Origin of the sequence: Allobosea sp. UNC402CLCol, assembly GCF_000745475.1 — a bacterium.
GTDB classification, from domain to species: Bacteria; Pseudomonadota; Alphaproteobacteria; order Rhizobiales; family Beijerinckiaceae; genus Allobosea; species Allobosea spartocytisi.
Genome location: NZ_JQJJ01000017.1, coordinates 43,801 through 58,843, shown reverse-complemented (window position 1 = coordinate 58,843; position 15,043 = coordinate 43,801). Strand labels below are relative to the sequence as shown.

The window sequence follows — 15,043 nt, the reverse complement described above, 5'->3', positions numbered from 1 at the left end:
CTGCAGGCTGGGGCCGCTATTTGCCGATCCGGTGCCCGGAGCGCTCGAGATCGAAAGCGGCCTCGGTGCTGCGGCTGAGATCGCTCTTCTTGATCCGCTGCGTCGGCGTCTTCGGGAACTCGTCGATCCTCTCGATATAGCGCGGAATCTGGAAATACGGCATCCGCCCCTCGCACCAGCGGATCAACGCCAGCGGATCGGGGCTGCGTCCGCCGGCCGCGCGGATGAACAGCTTGAGATCATCGTCGCCGAGTTCGCTCGGCACGCCGATCAGCGCGCATTCTTCAATGTCGTCATGGGTGAGGATGATGCGCTCGACCTCCCAGGCCGAGATGTTGACGCCGCGCCGGCGCACGCTGTCCTTCTTGCGGCCGGCATAGAACAGGAAGCCGTCCTCGTCGCGCCGGGCGAGGTCGCCGGTCGAGAACCAGCCGTCCCTGACCAGCGCGGCGCTCGCCTCCTCCATCCGGAAATAGCCCTTGAAGGCGAGCTCGGCCTCGCGCGGCCTGACGACGATCTCGCCCGCTTCGCCGACAGGCACCTCCTGCCCGTCCTCGCCGAGCAGCTTCACATCGTAGAACGGCAGGGCGCGCCCGCAAGAACCGAGCCGGCCTTCCGGATTGATCGTGACGAAGGTCGTCATTTCCGAGAGCCCGTAACCCTCGCGCAACACGACGCCAAAGCGTTCCTCGAAGGCCCGCCAGACATCGATCGGGCAGCCGCCGCCCCAGGCCATGCGGACCTTGTGCTGCCGGTCGAGGGGACTTTCCGGCTGCTTCAGGAGCAGCGGCAGGACGCCGCCGAGATAGTGGATATGCGTGACGTCGTAGCGCCGGACCTGGTCCCAGAACTGCGAGGCACTGAACTTCTCGACCATGGCGAGCGTGATCGGCTCCATCAGCGCCGCGATCAGCACGGCGACGCCGGCCCCATGATGCAACGGCTCCCAGAGCAGGAAGACGTCTCCGGCCCTGGCACCGGTCAGCGCCAGCGTCCCCATCGGCCCCGCACGCAGGCTGCGGTCGCTCTTCAGCACGCCCTTCGGTTCGCCGGTGGTGCCGGAGCTCGGCGTGATCGCGATGATGTCGTCGGCCAACACATCGACGGGCGGCCGGCCAGGCGAAGCGGCATCGATCAACCGGGAAAACTCTCCCGGGCCGTCGCCCCCGCGCCAGACCAGCTTGAGCTCCGGCAGCCGCGCGGTAATCGGCGCGAGCAGCTCGGCATGGCTGCAATCGGCGATGAGCGCATGCGGCGCGAAGCGATCGAAGACGAAGTCGAGCGAGGCGCCCTTGAGATGGACATTGACGGGGATGCGGACCAGTCCCGCCTTCGCCAGCGCGAAGATGGTGACGATGTGATCGGGATGGCTCGGCAGCATCACGGCGACACGGTCGCCCTTGCGCAATCCCGTCGCCAGCAACGCGTTCGCCAGCCGGTTGATGCGGCCATCGAGTTCGCCGACGGACCAGTCGCGCTCCCCGAAGCGGCAATAGACATGTGCGGGATCCGCGGCAGCGCGCCTGTCCCAGAGCTGCCCGATCGTGATGGCGTCGGTCTGCATGTCGTACCCCGGAATGCTCGCCCGGTCGACGCGCATATGTCGGCCAAGGAAGTATCGAATTGCAATAACAATGATTGAATATTGATATTATGTTCGGATATGTGTCAAGCCAGGGCGAGCGAGACACGGAGGCTGATTTGTCCGACATCGAACTGGAGCGCCACGGCGCGGTCGCGATCGTCGCGATCAATCGTCCGGCCAAGCGCAACGCGCTCAGCGGCGAGGCCTGGCGCGAACTGGGTGGCGCGTTCACGCAGCTTCATGCAGACGATGCGCTGCGTGCCATCATTCTCACCGGCCGTGGCGGCGCATTCTGCGCCGGCGACGAGATTGGCGCCTTCGCCGCCGTGCGCGACGATCCTCCGGCGCGCCAGGTCTATTGGGACGGCATCATGGCTTGCTACGCGGCGGTGTCGGCGGCACGCGTACCTGTGATCGCGGCCGTCAGTGGACCCTGCGTCGGCGGCGGCTGCACCCTGGCGCTGCGCGCGGATTTCCGGATCGCCGACGCGACCGCGCGTTTCGGCGTGCCCCCGGCAAAGCTAGGCCTGGTCTATCCAGCCGACAGCACGCAGCTCCTCGCCGCGACGGCCGGCCTCTCGATGGCGCGGCATATGCTCTACACCGGCGCTCTGATCGGGGCCGAGGCGGCGCTGTCCTGCGGGCTCGTGTCGGACGTCGTCGAGGACGATGTCGTCGAGGCGGCGCTACGCTTCGCCGCGCCCATGCTCGCCAATGCTCCACTCTCGATCCGGGCCGCCAAGCTCGCCTGCGACGCGATTCAGCTGGGCCGCCTCGCCGATGTTGCAGCCAATGTCGCGGCGCTGTCGGACGCCGCCGATCGCAGCGAGGACTATCGCGAAGGCACGCGCGCCTTCGCCGAGAAGCGCAAGCCGGTCTTTACCGGGCGCTGAACCGGAACGCCGACAGGACGACGACGATGACCGAGATCACCGTGCCCACCGACGCGAACGTGTTTGGCGCCCTGTTCGGCCGGGAGCATGATCCGGCGCGCGTCTTCATGGAAACGGCGGCCGGGCGGCAGCTCCGCTTCGGCGAGGCGGCGGACATCACCGCCCGCTACGCCGGCCTGCTGGCCGGACTCGGCGTCGCGAAAGGCCGGCTCGTCGCCGGCCTTCTGGAGAAATCGCCCGAGGGCATCCTGCTCTATCTCGCGGTTTGCAGGCTCGGAGCCGTCTATCTTCCTGTCCATATCGGTCTGACCGACGCTGAAATCGGTCATATCCTCCGGGATGCCGAGCCGGTGGCGGTGGTCTGCGACCCCTCGCGGCGCGACTGCGTCGGCTCGGCCGGAACGCACCGCGTGCTGACGCTGGACGCAAAGGGCGCAGGCACGCTGACTGAGGGGAGCCGCGGAATCGAAGGGCTGGACGAACTCACGGCGGTCTCGCCGTCCGACGCGAACGCCATGGTCTACACCTCCGGCACGACGGGCCGGCCGAAAGGCGCGCTGCTTTCGGCCGGCAGCGTGATCTGGAACGCGCGCGCGCTCGCCGCCTGCTGGCGGATCGGCCCGGACGATACCCTGCTCCACGCCAACCCCATGGCCTACGGGCTCTTCGGCACGACGACGCCGGCGCTTGCCGGAGGCGCCGCGATGATCCTGCTGTCGAAATTCGAGACGGAGGCGGTGCTGGCCGCCTTGCCCCGCGCGACGATCTTCGCCGGGGTCCCGACCTATTACAGCCGCCTCATGGCCGACCCGCGTTTCGGCCGGGAGCTCTGCACCGAGATGCGCCTGTTCGTCACCGGCTCGGCGCCGATGCGGGCCGATGCCTTCGAGGCCTTCGCGGCCCGCACCGGCCATCGTCTCCTCGACCGCTACGGGCTGACCGAGGCCCTGATCGCCACCTCGAACCGCTTCGAGGATCATCGCCGCCCCGATACGTCGGGCCTGCCGCTGCCGGGTTCGCGGCTTCGCATCGTCGACAAGGACGGGCAGGAGGTGCCGGCCGGAACGGTCGGGATGATCGAATTGCAGCAGCCTTTTCCGTTCCTCGGCTATTGGCGCGACGACGCGAAGACGGCAGCCGCCTTCCGCGACGGCTGGTTCGTGACCGGCGATTTCGGCCGCGTCGACGAGGAGGGCCATGTCAGCGTGCTCGGTCGCGGCGCCGATCTCATCATCACCGGCGGCCTCAACGTCTACCCCAAGGAAGTCGAGGCGGCGCTCAACGCCTTGGACGCGGTCGCCGAAAGCGCTGTGATCGGCGTTTCGCACCCTGATTTCGGAGAGGCCGTCGTCGCCGTGGTGCAGCTGGCGAACCGCCGCACACCCTTCGATCCGCAGCAAGCGATCGCGGCGCTCCGATCTTCGCTGGCCGGCTACAAGGTGCCCAAGCGCATCGAGCTGGTCGACGAGATGCCGCGCAATACGCTCGGCAAGATCCAGAAGAACCTCCTCAAGCAGCGCTTCGCCGGAACGTTCGGCCCGGGCGCGGGTTGAGGCGCCGGACGAAGCTGCTACAGCTTGGACAGCCCCGCGAAAGGTCTCCGCACACCATGGTGTCGTCGATGTCGAAATCTGCGCCAGCCGCACCCCTGGCCGACCGCGGCGAAGGGGCGCCGGAGATCGACGAGCGCCTCTTCGTCGCCTCCGTCGCCAAGGCGATGAAGGTCCTGGAGGCCTTCGACAAGACGGCCGCGACGCTGAGCCTGTCGGACATCGCGATCCGTACGGGGCTCGGCCGCAGCGCTTCGCAGCGCTTCATCTATACGCTCGAGCGCCTCGGTTATCTCGATCGCGACGCCCAGACGAAGCGCTACGGCCTGTCGCGGAAGGTCTTCCGTTTCGCGCAAAATGCCAGCTCGTCGAACCAAGGGCTGGAAGCGGCCTATCCGCAGATGCGCATCCTGAGCGAGAAGACCCGGGAGACGATCTCCTGGGTCGAGGTCGACGGCGCCGACATCGTCATCATCGCAACGATACCGAGCACGCATATCTCGTCGGTCAACCTCCCCATCGGCACCCGGTTTCCGGCACTCTCCTCCTCGTCCGGCCAGATGCTGCTCGCCCATTCCGCACCGAGCCATGTCGAGAAGGTCTGGAAAGCGTCCGCCCCCTCGGTGTCACAGCGCACCAAGGCGCGCGACGCGGCCGAGATGATGCGCATCCTCGAAGCGGCCAAGGCGGTCGGCTTCTCCGTCACCGAGAAGAACATGGAGCAGGGCAGCATCTCGGTGTCCGCGCCGGTTCATGATCGCGCCGGCCGCGCGATCGGCTCGATCAACCTCTCGACCCTGACCACGCGCTACAGCCGCGAGACCGCGATCGCGGAACTCGCGCCGCTCGTGCTCGAGGCCGCGACGAAAGCGACGGAAACGCTCGCCTCCTGAGCCGGGCCTCGGCGCCCGCTCACTCAATCGGAATCTCTTGGTTTCAACCTGCGGGCGTCGCTCGCGCGCAATCGGGCTTGCGCTCGCTTGACAGTCAGCAAAAATCGTCCTCAAATATCAATTATTATATACCAATAATAAGGGGATCGCGTATGGCTGCCACCCTCACCTCGCCGGTAAAGCGCCTCGCGCTCGCCTCGACCCTCCTTCTGTGCCTGGGCGCCGCGCCTGCCTTCGCCGAGAAGCTGACCATGGGAATCGGCGGAGCGGTCAATTCGCTCGACCCTCATTTCTACAGCACGACGCCCAACAACCTGGTCGCGTTCCACATGTTCGACCGGCTGGTGCATCGCAGCCCGGAGGGCAAGCTCACTCCCGGTCTCGCTACGGAATGGCGCGCGATCTCCCCGACCGTGTGGGAGTTCAAGCTGCGCGAAGGCGTGACCTGGCATGACGGCAGGCCCTTCACGGCCGACGACGTCGCCTTCACCCTGAAGCGCGCCATCGACGTTCCCAACAATCTCGGCGGCTTCGCCGGCATCATCCGGCCGATCAAGGACACCGAGGTCGTCGGCCCCACCGTGATCCGCCTGACCACCACGTCGCCAGTGCCGAACCTGCCGAGCGACCTCACCCGCCTCGCCATCGTCTCGCGTCACGCCGGCACCGATGCGACCACGGCCGACTACAACAGCGGCAAGGCGGCGATCGGCACCGGCCCGTTCAAGCTGGTGAGCTATACGCCCGGCGAGCGCGTCGAATTCGCCCGCAACGACAACTGGTGGGGCGAGAAGCCCGCCTGGACGACGCTGACGATCCGGCTGATCCCGAATACCGCCGCACGGACGGCCGCCCTGCTGTCCGGCGATCTCGACCTGATCGACACGCCCTCCGCCAGCGATCTCCCGCGCCTCGAGAAGTCCGAGAACATCCACGTTGCCTCGGTCGCTGGCATGCGCGTCAACTACATCGTCCCGATGATCAAGCCGGCCGAGGATGCGCCGCCGATAACGGACAAGAAGGGCGCCAAGCTCGATCCGTCGCCGCTGACCAGCCAGAAGGTCCGCGAGGCGCTCTCGATCGCGATCAACCGTGCCGGCATCACGGAGCGGATCATGCTGGGCACCGCCAATCCCACGGGCCAATGGCTGCCGCCCGGGATCATGGGATACGATCCCAAGACCCCGGTCCCGGCCTATGATCCGGAAAAGGCCAAGCGCCTTCTGGCCGAGGCCGGATTCCCCAACGGCTTCAAGATCACGCTCTCGACCTCAAACGACCGGGTGCCCTACAGCGTCGAGGTCGCGCAGGCGATCGCGCAGATGTGGAGCCGCATCGGCGTCGACACCGCGATCGACGCCATCCCCTTCAGCGTCTACTCGTCGCGAGGCGCCAAGAGCCAGTTCACCGCCTATCTCGGGAGCTGGAGCAACAATTCCATGGAAGGCACGGGCCTGCTCAGGGATCTCGTCGGCACGCGCAACAAGGAGACCGGCTGGGGCCTCTACAATTGGGCGCAGTATTCCAATTCGAAGCTCGACGCGCTCAATGCCAGCGCCATCGCCGAGATCGACGACACCAAGCGCGAGGCCCTCGTGCTCGACGCGGTGAAGCTGGTCTCCACCGACGTCGCCATCCTCCCGCTCTACCACTTCAAGAACATCTGGGCGACGCGAGGCAAGGTGTTCTACCAGCCACGCATCGACGAGCTCACATTGGCAGTCGACGTGAAACACAAATAGCACGAGCACGCACAGTTTGATCTCGATCAGCGGCAAGCGCCAATAGCTGACCTTGTCGCCCGCTAGGAAGCAGACGCTGTTGGGCGAGCGAATAGGGGTGCCTTGCGCCGAGACGCCTCCAGCAGCCTTCCTGGAGGCATCTCAAGCCGGGCATGCGATTCCGAACTGTTGTCGTTTTCCCTACAAGCTGCGATTAGACGCCGCCTCTGGCCTTCGCCACCCAGTCGTCGAACATGGCCTTGTTTTGGGTGATCCACTCATCGGCCATGCGGTTGATGTTGGCGCTGCTGGCGCCGTTCTTGTTGATGTTGAACTCCCAGGCCGACCAGCTCGCGAGCGGGAACTTGATCTGCTCGATCAGTGTCTTGATCGCCGGGTTGGCCGCGACGAACTGCTTGTTCGCGACAGAGGCCCAGTTCCAGGACGACATCGCCATGCGGCAGGGATCGGCTCCGCCGGCGCAGCCTTTGACGCCCGGTACCAGGGCTGAACCGCGGTTCGGCACGTTCGGCGGCAGCGCATCCTCCGGCGTGGGCAGCCAGACGACGTCCTCGCCCGGGATCAGCGCGTTGTTCACCCAGGACGGGCTCCACGCATAGAAGAAGGCGGGCTCGCCGCGCTTCACGCGCGCCACCGCCTCGACCATCAGGGTCTCGTATTTACCGCGCACCGAGCGGACGGTGTCCTTAAGGCCGAACTTGTCGAGCTGGAAGTCGACCACGTCGCCGCAACTCCAGCCCGGGTCGCAGTTGATCAGGTCCGCGCGCCCATCCTTGCCGAACAGCGCGGCGATCTTGGGATCCTTCATCTGCACCAGCGTGGTGATGTTGTGTGCGGTCGCGGTCTTCTTGTCGATGAGGTAGCCGTTGATGCCGCCGCCGACGATCATGCCGCTGCCGAGCAGCTCGGCCTGCTTCTCGACGGCCCGGAAGGCGGGTTCGCGTTGGGGCATGTTGACGTCGGTGGCGAGGTCGAGATCGCCCTGCCCTGCAGCCTGGAAGAACAGCGTCGTGTTGAGCGTCGAGAGCTTCACCTCGTAGCCGAGCTCCTTCATCGCCCGGCTGATGATTTGGGCAGTCACGTAATTGGCGCCGAGGCTGTCGCTCTGGGCGTAGCGCACGGTCTTGCCCTTGCCCGGCAAGGCCTGGGCGAACGCCGCTCCCTGCAGGGTGACTGCGGCGAGCGCCGCCGCGGCAACAGTCTTGATAAACGGTCTGGCTGCCAGGCTGATCATCGCGTTCTCCTCTTCGGTTATGGCTGGTCTTGTCCCCGGCCCGCCCTTTGTGGGCGGGTTCTTCGTTGAAATCGGTCGGTCACGCCGCCTGTCGGCTGGCCTCCGGCGGCGCAGGCGCGGTGATCTCCTCGCGGCGGCTTCCCCGCAGGAAGCGCATCAGCGCCTGAAGCAGGGAGGTGCGCTGATCACGTTTCGTCTCGGCGAGTTTCTGGGTGATGCGGTCGAGCATCATCGCCAGCAGGACGATGGCGATGCCGCCGATGGCGGCGCGGCCGACATCGAGCCTCCCGAGGCCCTGGAGCACGACGAGGCCGAGCCCTTCGGCGCCGATCATCGCGACGACGACCGACATCACCATCGCGGTCAGAACGGTCTGGTTGAGCCCACCGAGGATGGACGGGATCGCAAGCGGAAGCTGGATCTCCCAGAGCAACTGGCGGCTGTCCGCGCCGAAGGCGAGACCAGCCTCGACGATCTCGTGCTCGACCATGCGGATGCCGAGATTGGTGAAGCGGATCAGCGGGGGAACCGCAGCAGTGACCACCGCGACCTCGCCCGGGACAGTGCCGACGCCGAACAGCATCACCACCGGCACGAGGTAAACGAAGGTCGGCGTAGTCTGCATGATGTCGAGGATTGGGCGGACGACGTTCCAGACCCGGTCGCTGCGGGCGCAGAGAATACCGATCGGGATGCCGATCACCGCGCAGAAAACGATCGCGGTCGTGATTAGCGAGAGCGTCGTCATCGCCTCGGTCCAAACGCCGAGCATGGCGATGACGACCAGAGAGACGACGCTGAAGGCCGCGACGCCCCGGCCGGCGCTGCGCCAGGCGATCAAGCCGATCAGCAGGAGCATCACCGGGAACGGAATCGCATGCAGCACCCAGTCGTTGAAGCCGAGCAGACTTTCGACCGGCCATTTGATCGCCTGGAACAGCGGCCGCAGGTTCAGGGCCAGCCAGCGGACTCCGTCCTGGATCCACTGGTCGACCGGGAAGATCGCGAGATCGTCAGCCTTGATCATGCGGCTTCTCCCGGGCTCGGCAGGTTGGCGATACGGGCGAGTATCTGCTCGGCGCCGAGCAGACCGACGAGCTTGCCACTGTCGTCGACGACGCCCATGGCGTGATCGGAGCGGTAGCTGCGCGCGACATCGACGAGCCTGGCGCCCTCGGGAACGCAGAGATAAGGGCCACGCCCGGCCGGCAATTCGCCGGTCTGCTTCAGCGTGGCGATCTGGGCTTCGCCGAGTCCGGCGACCACATGCTCCTGCTGGTCGAGCAGGAGGCCGCCCCCGGCGCCTCCGACGACGATGCCGTTCGGCCCGCGCCAGAGCACGGTCGGCGCCTTCATCACCGAGTGTGCGTCGAACAGCCGTGCCCTGTCGACTTCGCGCGTGAAGGCGGCGACATAGTCGCTGCCCGGCTCGAGCACGATCGATTGCGGCGTGCCCTCGCGCACGAGCTTGCCTTCCGACATGATCGCGATGCGGGTGCCCAGCTTCAGCGCTTCCTGGAAATCATGGGTGATGAACAGGATGGTCTTGTTCAGCGTGCGCTGGAGGCGCAGCAACTCGTCCTGCATCTCGGTGCGGATCAGCGGATCAAGCGCGCTGAAGGCCTCGTCCATGATCAGGATGTCGGCATCGGTCGCGAGGGCCCGCGCGAGCCCCACACGCTGGCGCATGCCGCCCGACAGCTCGTGCGGCAGGTGATAGCCCCAGCGCGCAAGCCCGACGACGGAGAGAATCTCCTCGGCGCGCTTGCGGCGCTGGGCCGGCGCGACGCCGCGCAGCTTCAGCCCGAACTCGACATTCTCGATGACGCGCTTGTTGGGCAGCAGCGCGAAGTGCTGGAACACCATCGACATCCGCGTGCGCCGGACCTCGCGCAGCGCCTTCTCGGAGAGCGGCACGATGTCCTGACCGTCCAGCAGGATGCGCCCGGCGCTGGGCTCGTTCAGCCGGTTGACGCAGCGTGCGAGCGTCGATTTGCCGGAGCCGGACAGACCCATGATCATGTACATCGCGCCGGACGGGACGCTGAGCGAGACGCCATCGAGCCCAACAACCTGGCCGAGCTTCCCGAAGACGCTGTCCTTCGTGCCGCCGCCGCGCAGGATCTGCAGCGCCTCGGTCGGGTCCTTGGCGAAAACCTTGTAGAGGTTTTCGATACGCAGCCTTTCGCTCACCGCTGTTCCCCTTCTCATTGTCCGGTGGGGTCGACCTTCCGCCCGTTCTCCCAGGAGCGCTGCGCGGTCAGCGCAGCGGCGAAAAGTCGGTCGGCAGCAGGATCTTGTTCTCGGCCTGCTCGATGTTCTCGGAAAGCCTGGGCAGGAAGGCCTGCCAGCGCGGCTCGTCGGCAAGCTGCTGGCGCCTGCGCCGCCGGTCCTCCAGATCCTCATAGGCCCAGAGATGCGTGACCTGGCTGAGTGCACCGATCTCGGTGGTGAAGTAGCCGATAAGGCGGCCGAGGATGGGCTGCTGGATCGCGAGCCCTTCCTCGCGAACAAGCTTGAGATAGGTCCCCATCCTGCCCGTTCGGATGCGGTAGATGCGCTCCTCGACGATCACGCGCGGCCCTCCTCGGCGGCTTCGGTGAGAAAGCCCCGCATCAGCGCAGCAACCTGGCCGGGTGCCTCGTTCAGCAGGGAGTGACGCAGCCCCGGCAGGATGTGCAGCCGGGAGTCCGGAATGCGCTCATGCATGTAGCGCGACATGCGTGGGTTCGAGCCCTGATCGTGCTCGCCGGTCATGATCAGTGTCGGCAGCCGGATCTGGTCGATCAACCCGCCGAAATCAGTCTCGGCCAGCACGCGGTAGGCCGATGCGTAGCAATCGGGATCGTTCTCAGCGTTGCGGCGGCGGAGTTCGACGATCAGCTCGGGATTGCGCGCCTGAAAATCCTCGGTCAGCCAGCGCGACAGCGAGGCGTCGTAGTGCGAACCGCGATCGCCGGCCTTGAGCGCGGCGAGGCGCGCCAGCACGCGCTCCCGCTCCTCGTCGGTCCGGCCAGAGACCGTCGACAGCAGCACCAGCCGCCGCAGCCGCTCGGGGTGGGTCAGAGCGAGGCGCTGCGCGATCAGGCCGCCGAGCGAAAAACCGGCGAGATCGAAGCGGCCGAAGCCGGTGTGATCGGCAAGCGCGAGCACGTCGCCAGTGAAATCGTCGATCTCATAGCGGCCCTTGACCCGCGCCGAGCGGCCATGGCCGCGCAGGTCGAAGCTCAAGATGCGGAAGCGGTCGGACAGCCGCGTGATCACCCCGTCCCAGGACTCGCAATAGGAGCCGACGCCATGGACCAGCACGAGCGGCAGACCGCCCGAGCCGCTCAGCCGGTAGTTCAGCTCGACGCCGTCGCGAAGGAGCGTGCCGTTCACGTCAGGCGCCTGTGTCAGGGCAGCCGCATCCACCATCGCCGTCAGGCCCCGACCGCAGCGAGGCGCGGACGGGCGGCCTCGCGTTCGCGGGCTGCGAAATGCGGCATCACCTCGTCGATGAAGAGCCTGAGCGTCCGGACCTGCAACTCGAAGGGCAGATTGTAGGAGAGGCCAAGACAGAACTGGTCGACGCCGGCGGCCTCGTAGACCTCGAGCTTGGAGATGACCTCTTCCGGCGTGCCGAAGACCAGGTTATCGCGGATCGCCTTTGGGTCGTAGCTGCCGCGATTGGCGACCGTCTCGAATGGCACGGCCTCGGGGAAGCCGTTCTTCACCGTGCCGATATTCTGCATCAGATTCTCGAAATAGCGCCCGTAATCGACGCTGTATCGGACGATCTCCTGCCAATCCTGCCTGCTGTCATAGACGCAGGTGCGGCGCTGCATCATGAATTTCGGGCGCGGGCGCTCGGGATGATCGGCGCAGGCCTTGCGGAACTTCTCGGCGAGTACGCCGATCTCCGCGACCGGCGCCGAAAGCGGGGTCGAGAGGATACTGGCGCCAATGCCGACGGCCCAGTCGAAGGTGCCGGGATCGCGCGCCGCGACCCAGATGCGCGGATGCGGCTTCTGCAGCGGCTTGGGTACCGAGGTCGCGAGCGGGAACCGCCAGTAATGCCCGTCATGGGCGTAGTCGCCGGCCCAGAGCTTTTGAACCGCAGGGACGAGTTCCTTCATATAGGCGACGCCCTCCTGCTGGGGCATGCCGCCGGCCATGCGGTCAAACTCGTATTGATAAGCGCCGCGCGCGATGCCGATTTCGAGGCGGCCGCCGGTCAGGTGGTCGCAGAGCGCCGCCTCGCCGGCCAGCCGGATCGGCGACCAGTAGGGCGCGACCAGCGTCGCCGTGCCCAGCCTGATCCGGCTGGTATGCTGGGCGAGCCAGCCCAGCGTCTGGAACGGATTCGGCGAGATCGTGCATTCGATGGTGTGATGCTCGGCGGTCCACAACGTCTCGAAGCCGCCCTCGTCGGCCATGCGGGCAAGCGCCAGCATGTTGGACATGGCGTCCTGCATCGATTCATCGGGTGAAAAGCGCTCCATATTGATCGAGAGAGCGAATTTCATGGCTTGCCTCCGTGCAAACGTGCGGGACAGCGCATCAGCGCAGGCGGATGACGAACGGGTCCTGCATGGCACCCGAGTAGTCGATGACGACGTTCTTCAGGCGCGAGAACTCGCGCATGACCTCGAAGCCGCCGCGGCGGCCATAGCCGCTCTTCTTCGTGCCTCCGTTCGCAGACATGAAGGCGGCCGAGCGGTAGGTGTTGATCCAGACGGTGCCAGCCTCGACATTGCGGGCGAAGCGCATGGCCCGGTCGATATCGCGGGTCCAGATACCGGAAGCGAGCCCGTATTCGCTGTCGTTGGCGAGCGAGATCATTTCCTCCTCGCTCGAAAAGGGCACGACACCGACGACGGGGCCGAAGATCTCGTTGCGCATGAAACTCATGTCGTTGCGCGCTTCGGTCAGCACCGTCGGCTCGTAGTACCAGCCGCGCGCCAGCGCCTCGTTCTGCGGCTTGCGGCCGCCGACGGCGATCCTGGCGCCCTCGCGCACGCCGGAGCCGACGAAATGCTCGACCTTGTCGAGTTGCGCCGCGAGCGCGAGCGGCCCGATATCGGTGTCCTCGGCCATGGGATGGCCGACCTTGACGCGCCTGGTGCGTTCGACCAGCGCCTCGACGAAGCGGTCATAGACCGGCGCCTCGACGAAGCAGCGGGAACCGGCGACGCAGGTCTGGCCGGCCGCAGCGAAGATGCCGGAGACGACGCCGTTGACCGCGCGCTCGATGTCGACATCCGAGAACACGACATGGGGCGACTTGCCGCCGAGTTCCATTTGGCAGGGCACGAGATTGCCCGCTGCGTTTCCGGCGATCTTGCGGCCGGTGTCGGTCGAGCCGGTGAAGACGTATTTCGCGATGCCGGGATGGCGGGTCAGCGCATCACCGGTGGTCATGCCGTCGCCGGTGACGACATTGACGACGCCAGGCGGAATGCCGGCCTCGATCACCAGTTCCGCCAGCGCCAGCGCCGAGGCCGTGGCATGCTCGGAGGGCTTGACCACGATCGTGTTGCCGATGGCGAGGCAGGGCGCCAGCGTGCCCGTCAGCATCATCAGCGGCGAATTCCAGGGGATGATCATCGCGACGACGCCGATCGGCTCGCGCAGGTTGAAGTTCAGCGTGTCGAGCTTGTTGACCGGGATCGTGTCCCCCTGGAGCTTGTCGGCCATCCCCGCGAAGTAGCCGTAGGAGTCCGGGATCGCCCGCATCTGGGCGCGCATCTCCTTGATCAGCTTGCCGTTGTCGCGGCATTCGAGCTGGGCCAATTCCTCGGCATGGACCAGAACGAGCTCACCGAGCCGGCGCACCAGCTTGCCGCGATCGGTCTGCGTCATGCGCCGCCAGGCCGGGTTGATCAGCGCGGCGCGGGCCGAGCGGACGGCGGCGTCGACATCGCCGGCATCGCCCAGGGCGAACTCGTACCATGGCTCGGCCGTGGTCGGATCATAGCTCGGCACGTAGACGCCAGCTTGCGGCGCGACGAAGGAGCCGTCGATGAAATGCCCGATGCGCGAGCCCTGAAGGGTTTCGACCGTCGTCTTCATGATGCGCCGCCGCGCTCCCAGAGTTGCGGAATGCCGGCCCAGGGCCGGGTGTCCTCGACCATCGCGAAGCGTCCGCCATCATGGGAATCGATGTAGATGCCAAAGCGGCGGCCGTTGCTCTCGCTGACATAGCGGCGAAGAACGCTGCGGGTTTCCCGCGTCAGGATCTGTTCGTAGGGCAACTCGTCGAAGCCGAAGAAGCGCACGCCCTCGGGCAGGCAAATGTCGCCGGCATCACCTGCGAGTCGCGCCCGGTAGACAAGATGGCCTGGATCGCCATCGGCGACGTCGAACACCGAATAGAGGAAGGTGTCCTCCGGCAGCAGCGGCAGGCTCTCGCCATTGGCGAGCGGCAGCCTTCCGTCGAGAATGCGGCGGGTCGCTCGCGGCAGGGCCCAGCCGCCATCGCCCTCGCGGCAGAGCAGCAGCTTGCCATCGGACTCGACGAGGTAGTTGACGATCATGCTGCTCGACGCGAGCCAGCCCGGCGGCAGCGGGTCCTTCACCGCCGCATAGCGGCCGCGGCAGAAGGCCAGCGGCGCGGAGGGGCTGGTGCCGAATGCCTGCACCTGTCCGATCAGCACGATGTGGTCGCCGGCATCGACGCGCTGGTGCAGGCTGCAGTCGAACCAGGTCAGGCAATCGCCGAGTACGGGCGCGCCGGTATGGACGCTGTCATAAGCGACGTTGGCGAATTTATCCGGAGATTTGGAGGCGAAGAGGTTCGAGAGGTCCTTCTGCTCCTCCTGCAGCAGGTTGACCGCGAAGCAATCCGCCGTTTCGAAGGCGGGAAAGCTCGACGCCCCCTTGCCGACGCACACCAGCAACAAGGGCGGATCCAGCGAGACGGAGGTGAAGGAATTCGCGGTCATGCCGCGCGGACGACCCTCGGTGTCGTGCGTCGTGACGATCGTGACGCCAGTCAGGAAGGTCCCAAAAGCCCGCCGCAAGGCGACGGGGTCGATCGTGGTGGAATGTTGGGGCGCCGTCGCCAGCATGGCGATCCTCTTCGGTGCTCGTCACCAATGAGGATGAGGCTAGGCAGCCGCCCGCAGCCTTTCTTCCTCCGAAACGGAGGGCACGCACGCAAAA

Annotated in this window: 13 protein-coding genes; 4 read left to right on the top strand and 9 right to left on the bottom strand. The window is 66.3% G+C overall.

The genetic code is table 11. From position 1 onward, the window contains the following. Positions 1-16: 16 nt before the first annotated feature. Complete coding sequence (locus tag GY40_RS22120) at positions 17-1,564, bottom strand: AMP-binding protein (RefSeq protein ID WP_038367275.1); 1,548 nt, start codon at positions 1,562-1,564, stop codon at positions 17-19. 137 nt (positions 1,565-1,701) lie between these two features. Here GY40_RS22120 and GY40_RS22115 point away from each other — a divergent pair, with 137 nt between their 5' ends. From GY40_RS22115 to GY40_RS22100, 4 genes are all read left to right on the top strand, one after another. After that, the gene (locus GY40_RS22115; RefSeq protein WP_038367273.1) at positions 1,702-2,478 is read left to right on the top strand and encodes an enoyl-CoA hydratase/isomerase family protein; all 777 of its coding nucleotides are present in this window, start codon (positions 1,702-1,704) and stop codon (positions 2,476-2,478) included. A gap of 26 nt (positions 2,479-2,504) precedes the next feature. Then, positions 2,505-4,031, top strand: a complete 1,527-nt coding sequence (locus GY40_RS22110) for an AMP-binding protein (protein ID WP_051988413.1) — start codon at positions 2,505-2,507, stop codon at positions 4,029-4,031. A 68-nt stretch (positions 4,032-4,099) separates the two neighbouring features. Then, positions 4,100-4,921, top strand: coding sequence for an IclR family transcriptional regulator (locus GY40_RS22105; RefSeq protein WP_038367107.1), 822 nt, complete (start codon positions 4,100-4,102; stop codon positions 4,919-4,921). 152 nt (positions 4,922-5,073) lie between these two features. Beyond that, positions 5,074-6,663 carry an ABC transporter substrate-binding protein gene (locus GY40_RS22100; RefSeq protein ID WP_038367104.1) on the top strand — a complete coding sequence of 530 codons (1,590 nt, stop codon included), beginning with the start codon at positions 5,074-5,076 and terminating at the stop codon, positions 6,661-6,663. A gap of 193 nt (positions 6,664-6,856) precedes the next feature. Here GY40_RS22100 and proX read toward each other — a convergent pair whose 3' ends face one another. From proX to GY40_RS22060, 8 genes are all read right to left on the bottom strand, one after another. Further along, entirely contained in the window at positions 6,857-7,897 is a 1,041-nt protein-coding gene (gene proX / locus GY40_RS22095; protein WP_038367101.1) for a glycine betaine/L-proline ABC transporter substrate-binding protein ProX, read from the bottom strand. A gap of 79 nt (positions 7,898-7,976) precedes the next feature. Beyond that, positions 7,977-8,924 (bottom strand): ABC transporter permease, encoded by a 948-nt coding sequence (locus tag GY40_RS22090; protein WP_038367098.1) that lies wholly within the window; start codon positions 8,922-8,924, stop codon positions 7,977-7,979. After that, positions 8,921-10,090, bottom strand: a complete 1,170-nt coding sequence (locus GY40_RS22085) for a quaternary amine ABC transporter ATP-binding protein (RefSeq protein WP_038367095.1) — start codon at positions 10,088-10,090, stop codon at positions 8,921-8,923. Before GY40_RS22085 ends, GY40_RS22090 begins: the two co-directional genes overlap by 4 nt. A 67-nt stretch (positions 10,091-10,157) precedes the next feature. Further along, positions 10,158-10,472 (bottom strand): NIPSNAP family protein, encoded by a 315-nt coding sequence (locus tag GY40_RS22080; RefSeq protein ID WP_038367094.1) that lies wholly within the window; start codon positions 10,470-10,472, stop codon positions 10,158-10,160. Next, positions 10,469-11,278: an alpha/beta fold hydrolase gene (locus GY40_RS22075; protein WP_248311256.1), complete on the bottom strand. Its 810-nt coding sequence runs from the start codon at positions 11,276-11,278 to the stop codon at positions 10,469-10,471. Before GY40_RS22075 ends, GY40_RS22080 begins: the two co-directional genes overlap by 4 nt. A gap of 41 nt (positions 11,279-11,319) precedes the next feature. Next, positions 11,320-12,405 (bottom strand): LLM class flavin-dependent oxidoreductase, encoded by a 1,086-nt coding sequence (locus GY40_RS22070; protein WP_038367089.1) that lies wholly within the window; start codon positions 12,403-12,405, stop codon positions 11,320-11,322. A gap of 34 nt (positions 12,406-12,439) precedes the next feature. Then, positions 12,440-13,951, bottom strand: coding sequence for an aldehyde dehydrogenase (locus GY40_RS22065; protein ID WP_038367087.1), 1,512 nt, complete (start codon positions 13,949-13,951; stop codon positions 12,440-12,442). Next, on the bottom strand, positions 13,948-14,949 hold the full coding sequence (locus tag GY40_RS22060) for a flavin reductase (protein WP_038367085.1): 1,002 nt from the start codon (positions 14,947-14,949) through the stop codon (positions 13,948-13,950). The genes GY40_RS22065 and GY40_RS22060 overlap by 4 nt, the downstream gene beginning before the upstream one ends. Between the last annotated feature and the right edge of the window lie 94 nt (positions 14,950-15,043).

What these genes read in the sequence shown, in the direction of transcription:
- GY40_RS22110 (WP_051988413.1), top strand. Translation starts at nt 2,505, where the DNA reads ATGACCGAGATCACCGTGCCCACCGACGCGAACGTGTTTGGCGCCCTG.
- GY40_RS22105 (WP_038367107.1), top strand. Translation starts at nt 4,100, where the DNA reads ATGTCGAAATCTGCGCCAGCCGCACCCCTGGCCGACCGCGGCGAAGGG.
- GY40_RS22100 (WP_038367104.1), top strand. Translation starts at nt 5,074, where the DNA reads ATGGCTGCCACCCTCACCTCGCCGGTAAAGCGCCTCGCGCTCGCCTCG.
- GY40_RS22120 (WP_038367275.1), bottom strand. Translation starts at nt 1,564, where the DNA reads ATGCAGACCGACGCCATCACGATCGGGCAGCTCTGGGACAGGCGCGCT.
- GY40_RS22060 (WP_038367085.1), bottom strand. Translation starts at nt 14,949, where the DNA reads ATGCTGGCGACGGCGCCCCAACATTCCACCACGATCGACCCCGTCGCC.
- GY40_RS22070 (WP_038367089.1), bottom strand. Translation starts at nt 12,405, where the DNA reads ATGAAATTCGCTCTCTCGATCAATATGGAGCGCTTTTCACCCGATGAA.
- GY40_RS22065 (WP_038367087.1), bottom strand. Translation starts at nt 13,951, where the DNA reads ATGAAGACGACGGTCGAAACCCTTCAGGGCTCGCGCATCGGGCATTTC.
- GY40_RS22090 (WP_038367098.1), bottom strand. Translation starts at nt 8,924, where the DNA reads ATGATCAAGGCTGACGATCTCGCGATCTTCCCGGTCGACCAGTGGATC.
- proX (WP_038367101.1), bottom strand. Translation starts at nt 7,897, where the DNA reads ATGATCAGCCTGGCAGCCAGACCGTTTATCAAGACTGTTGCCGCGGCG.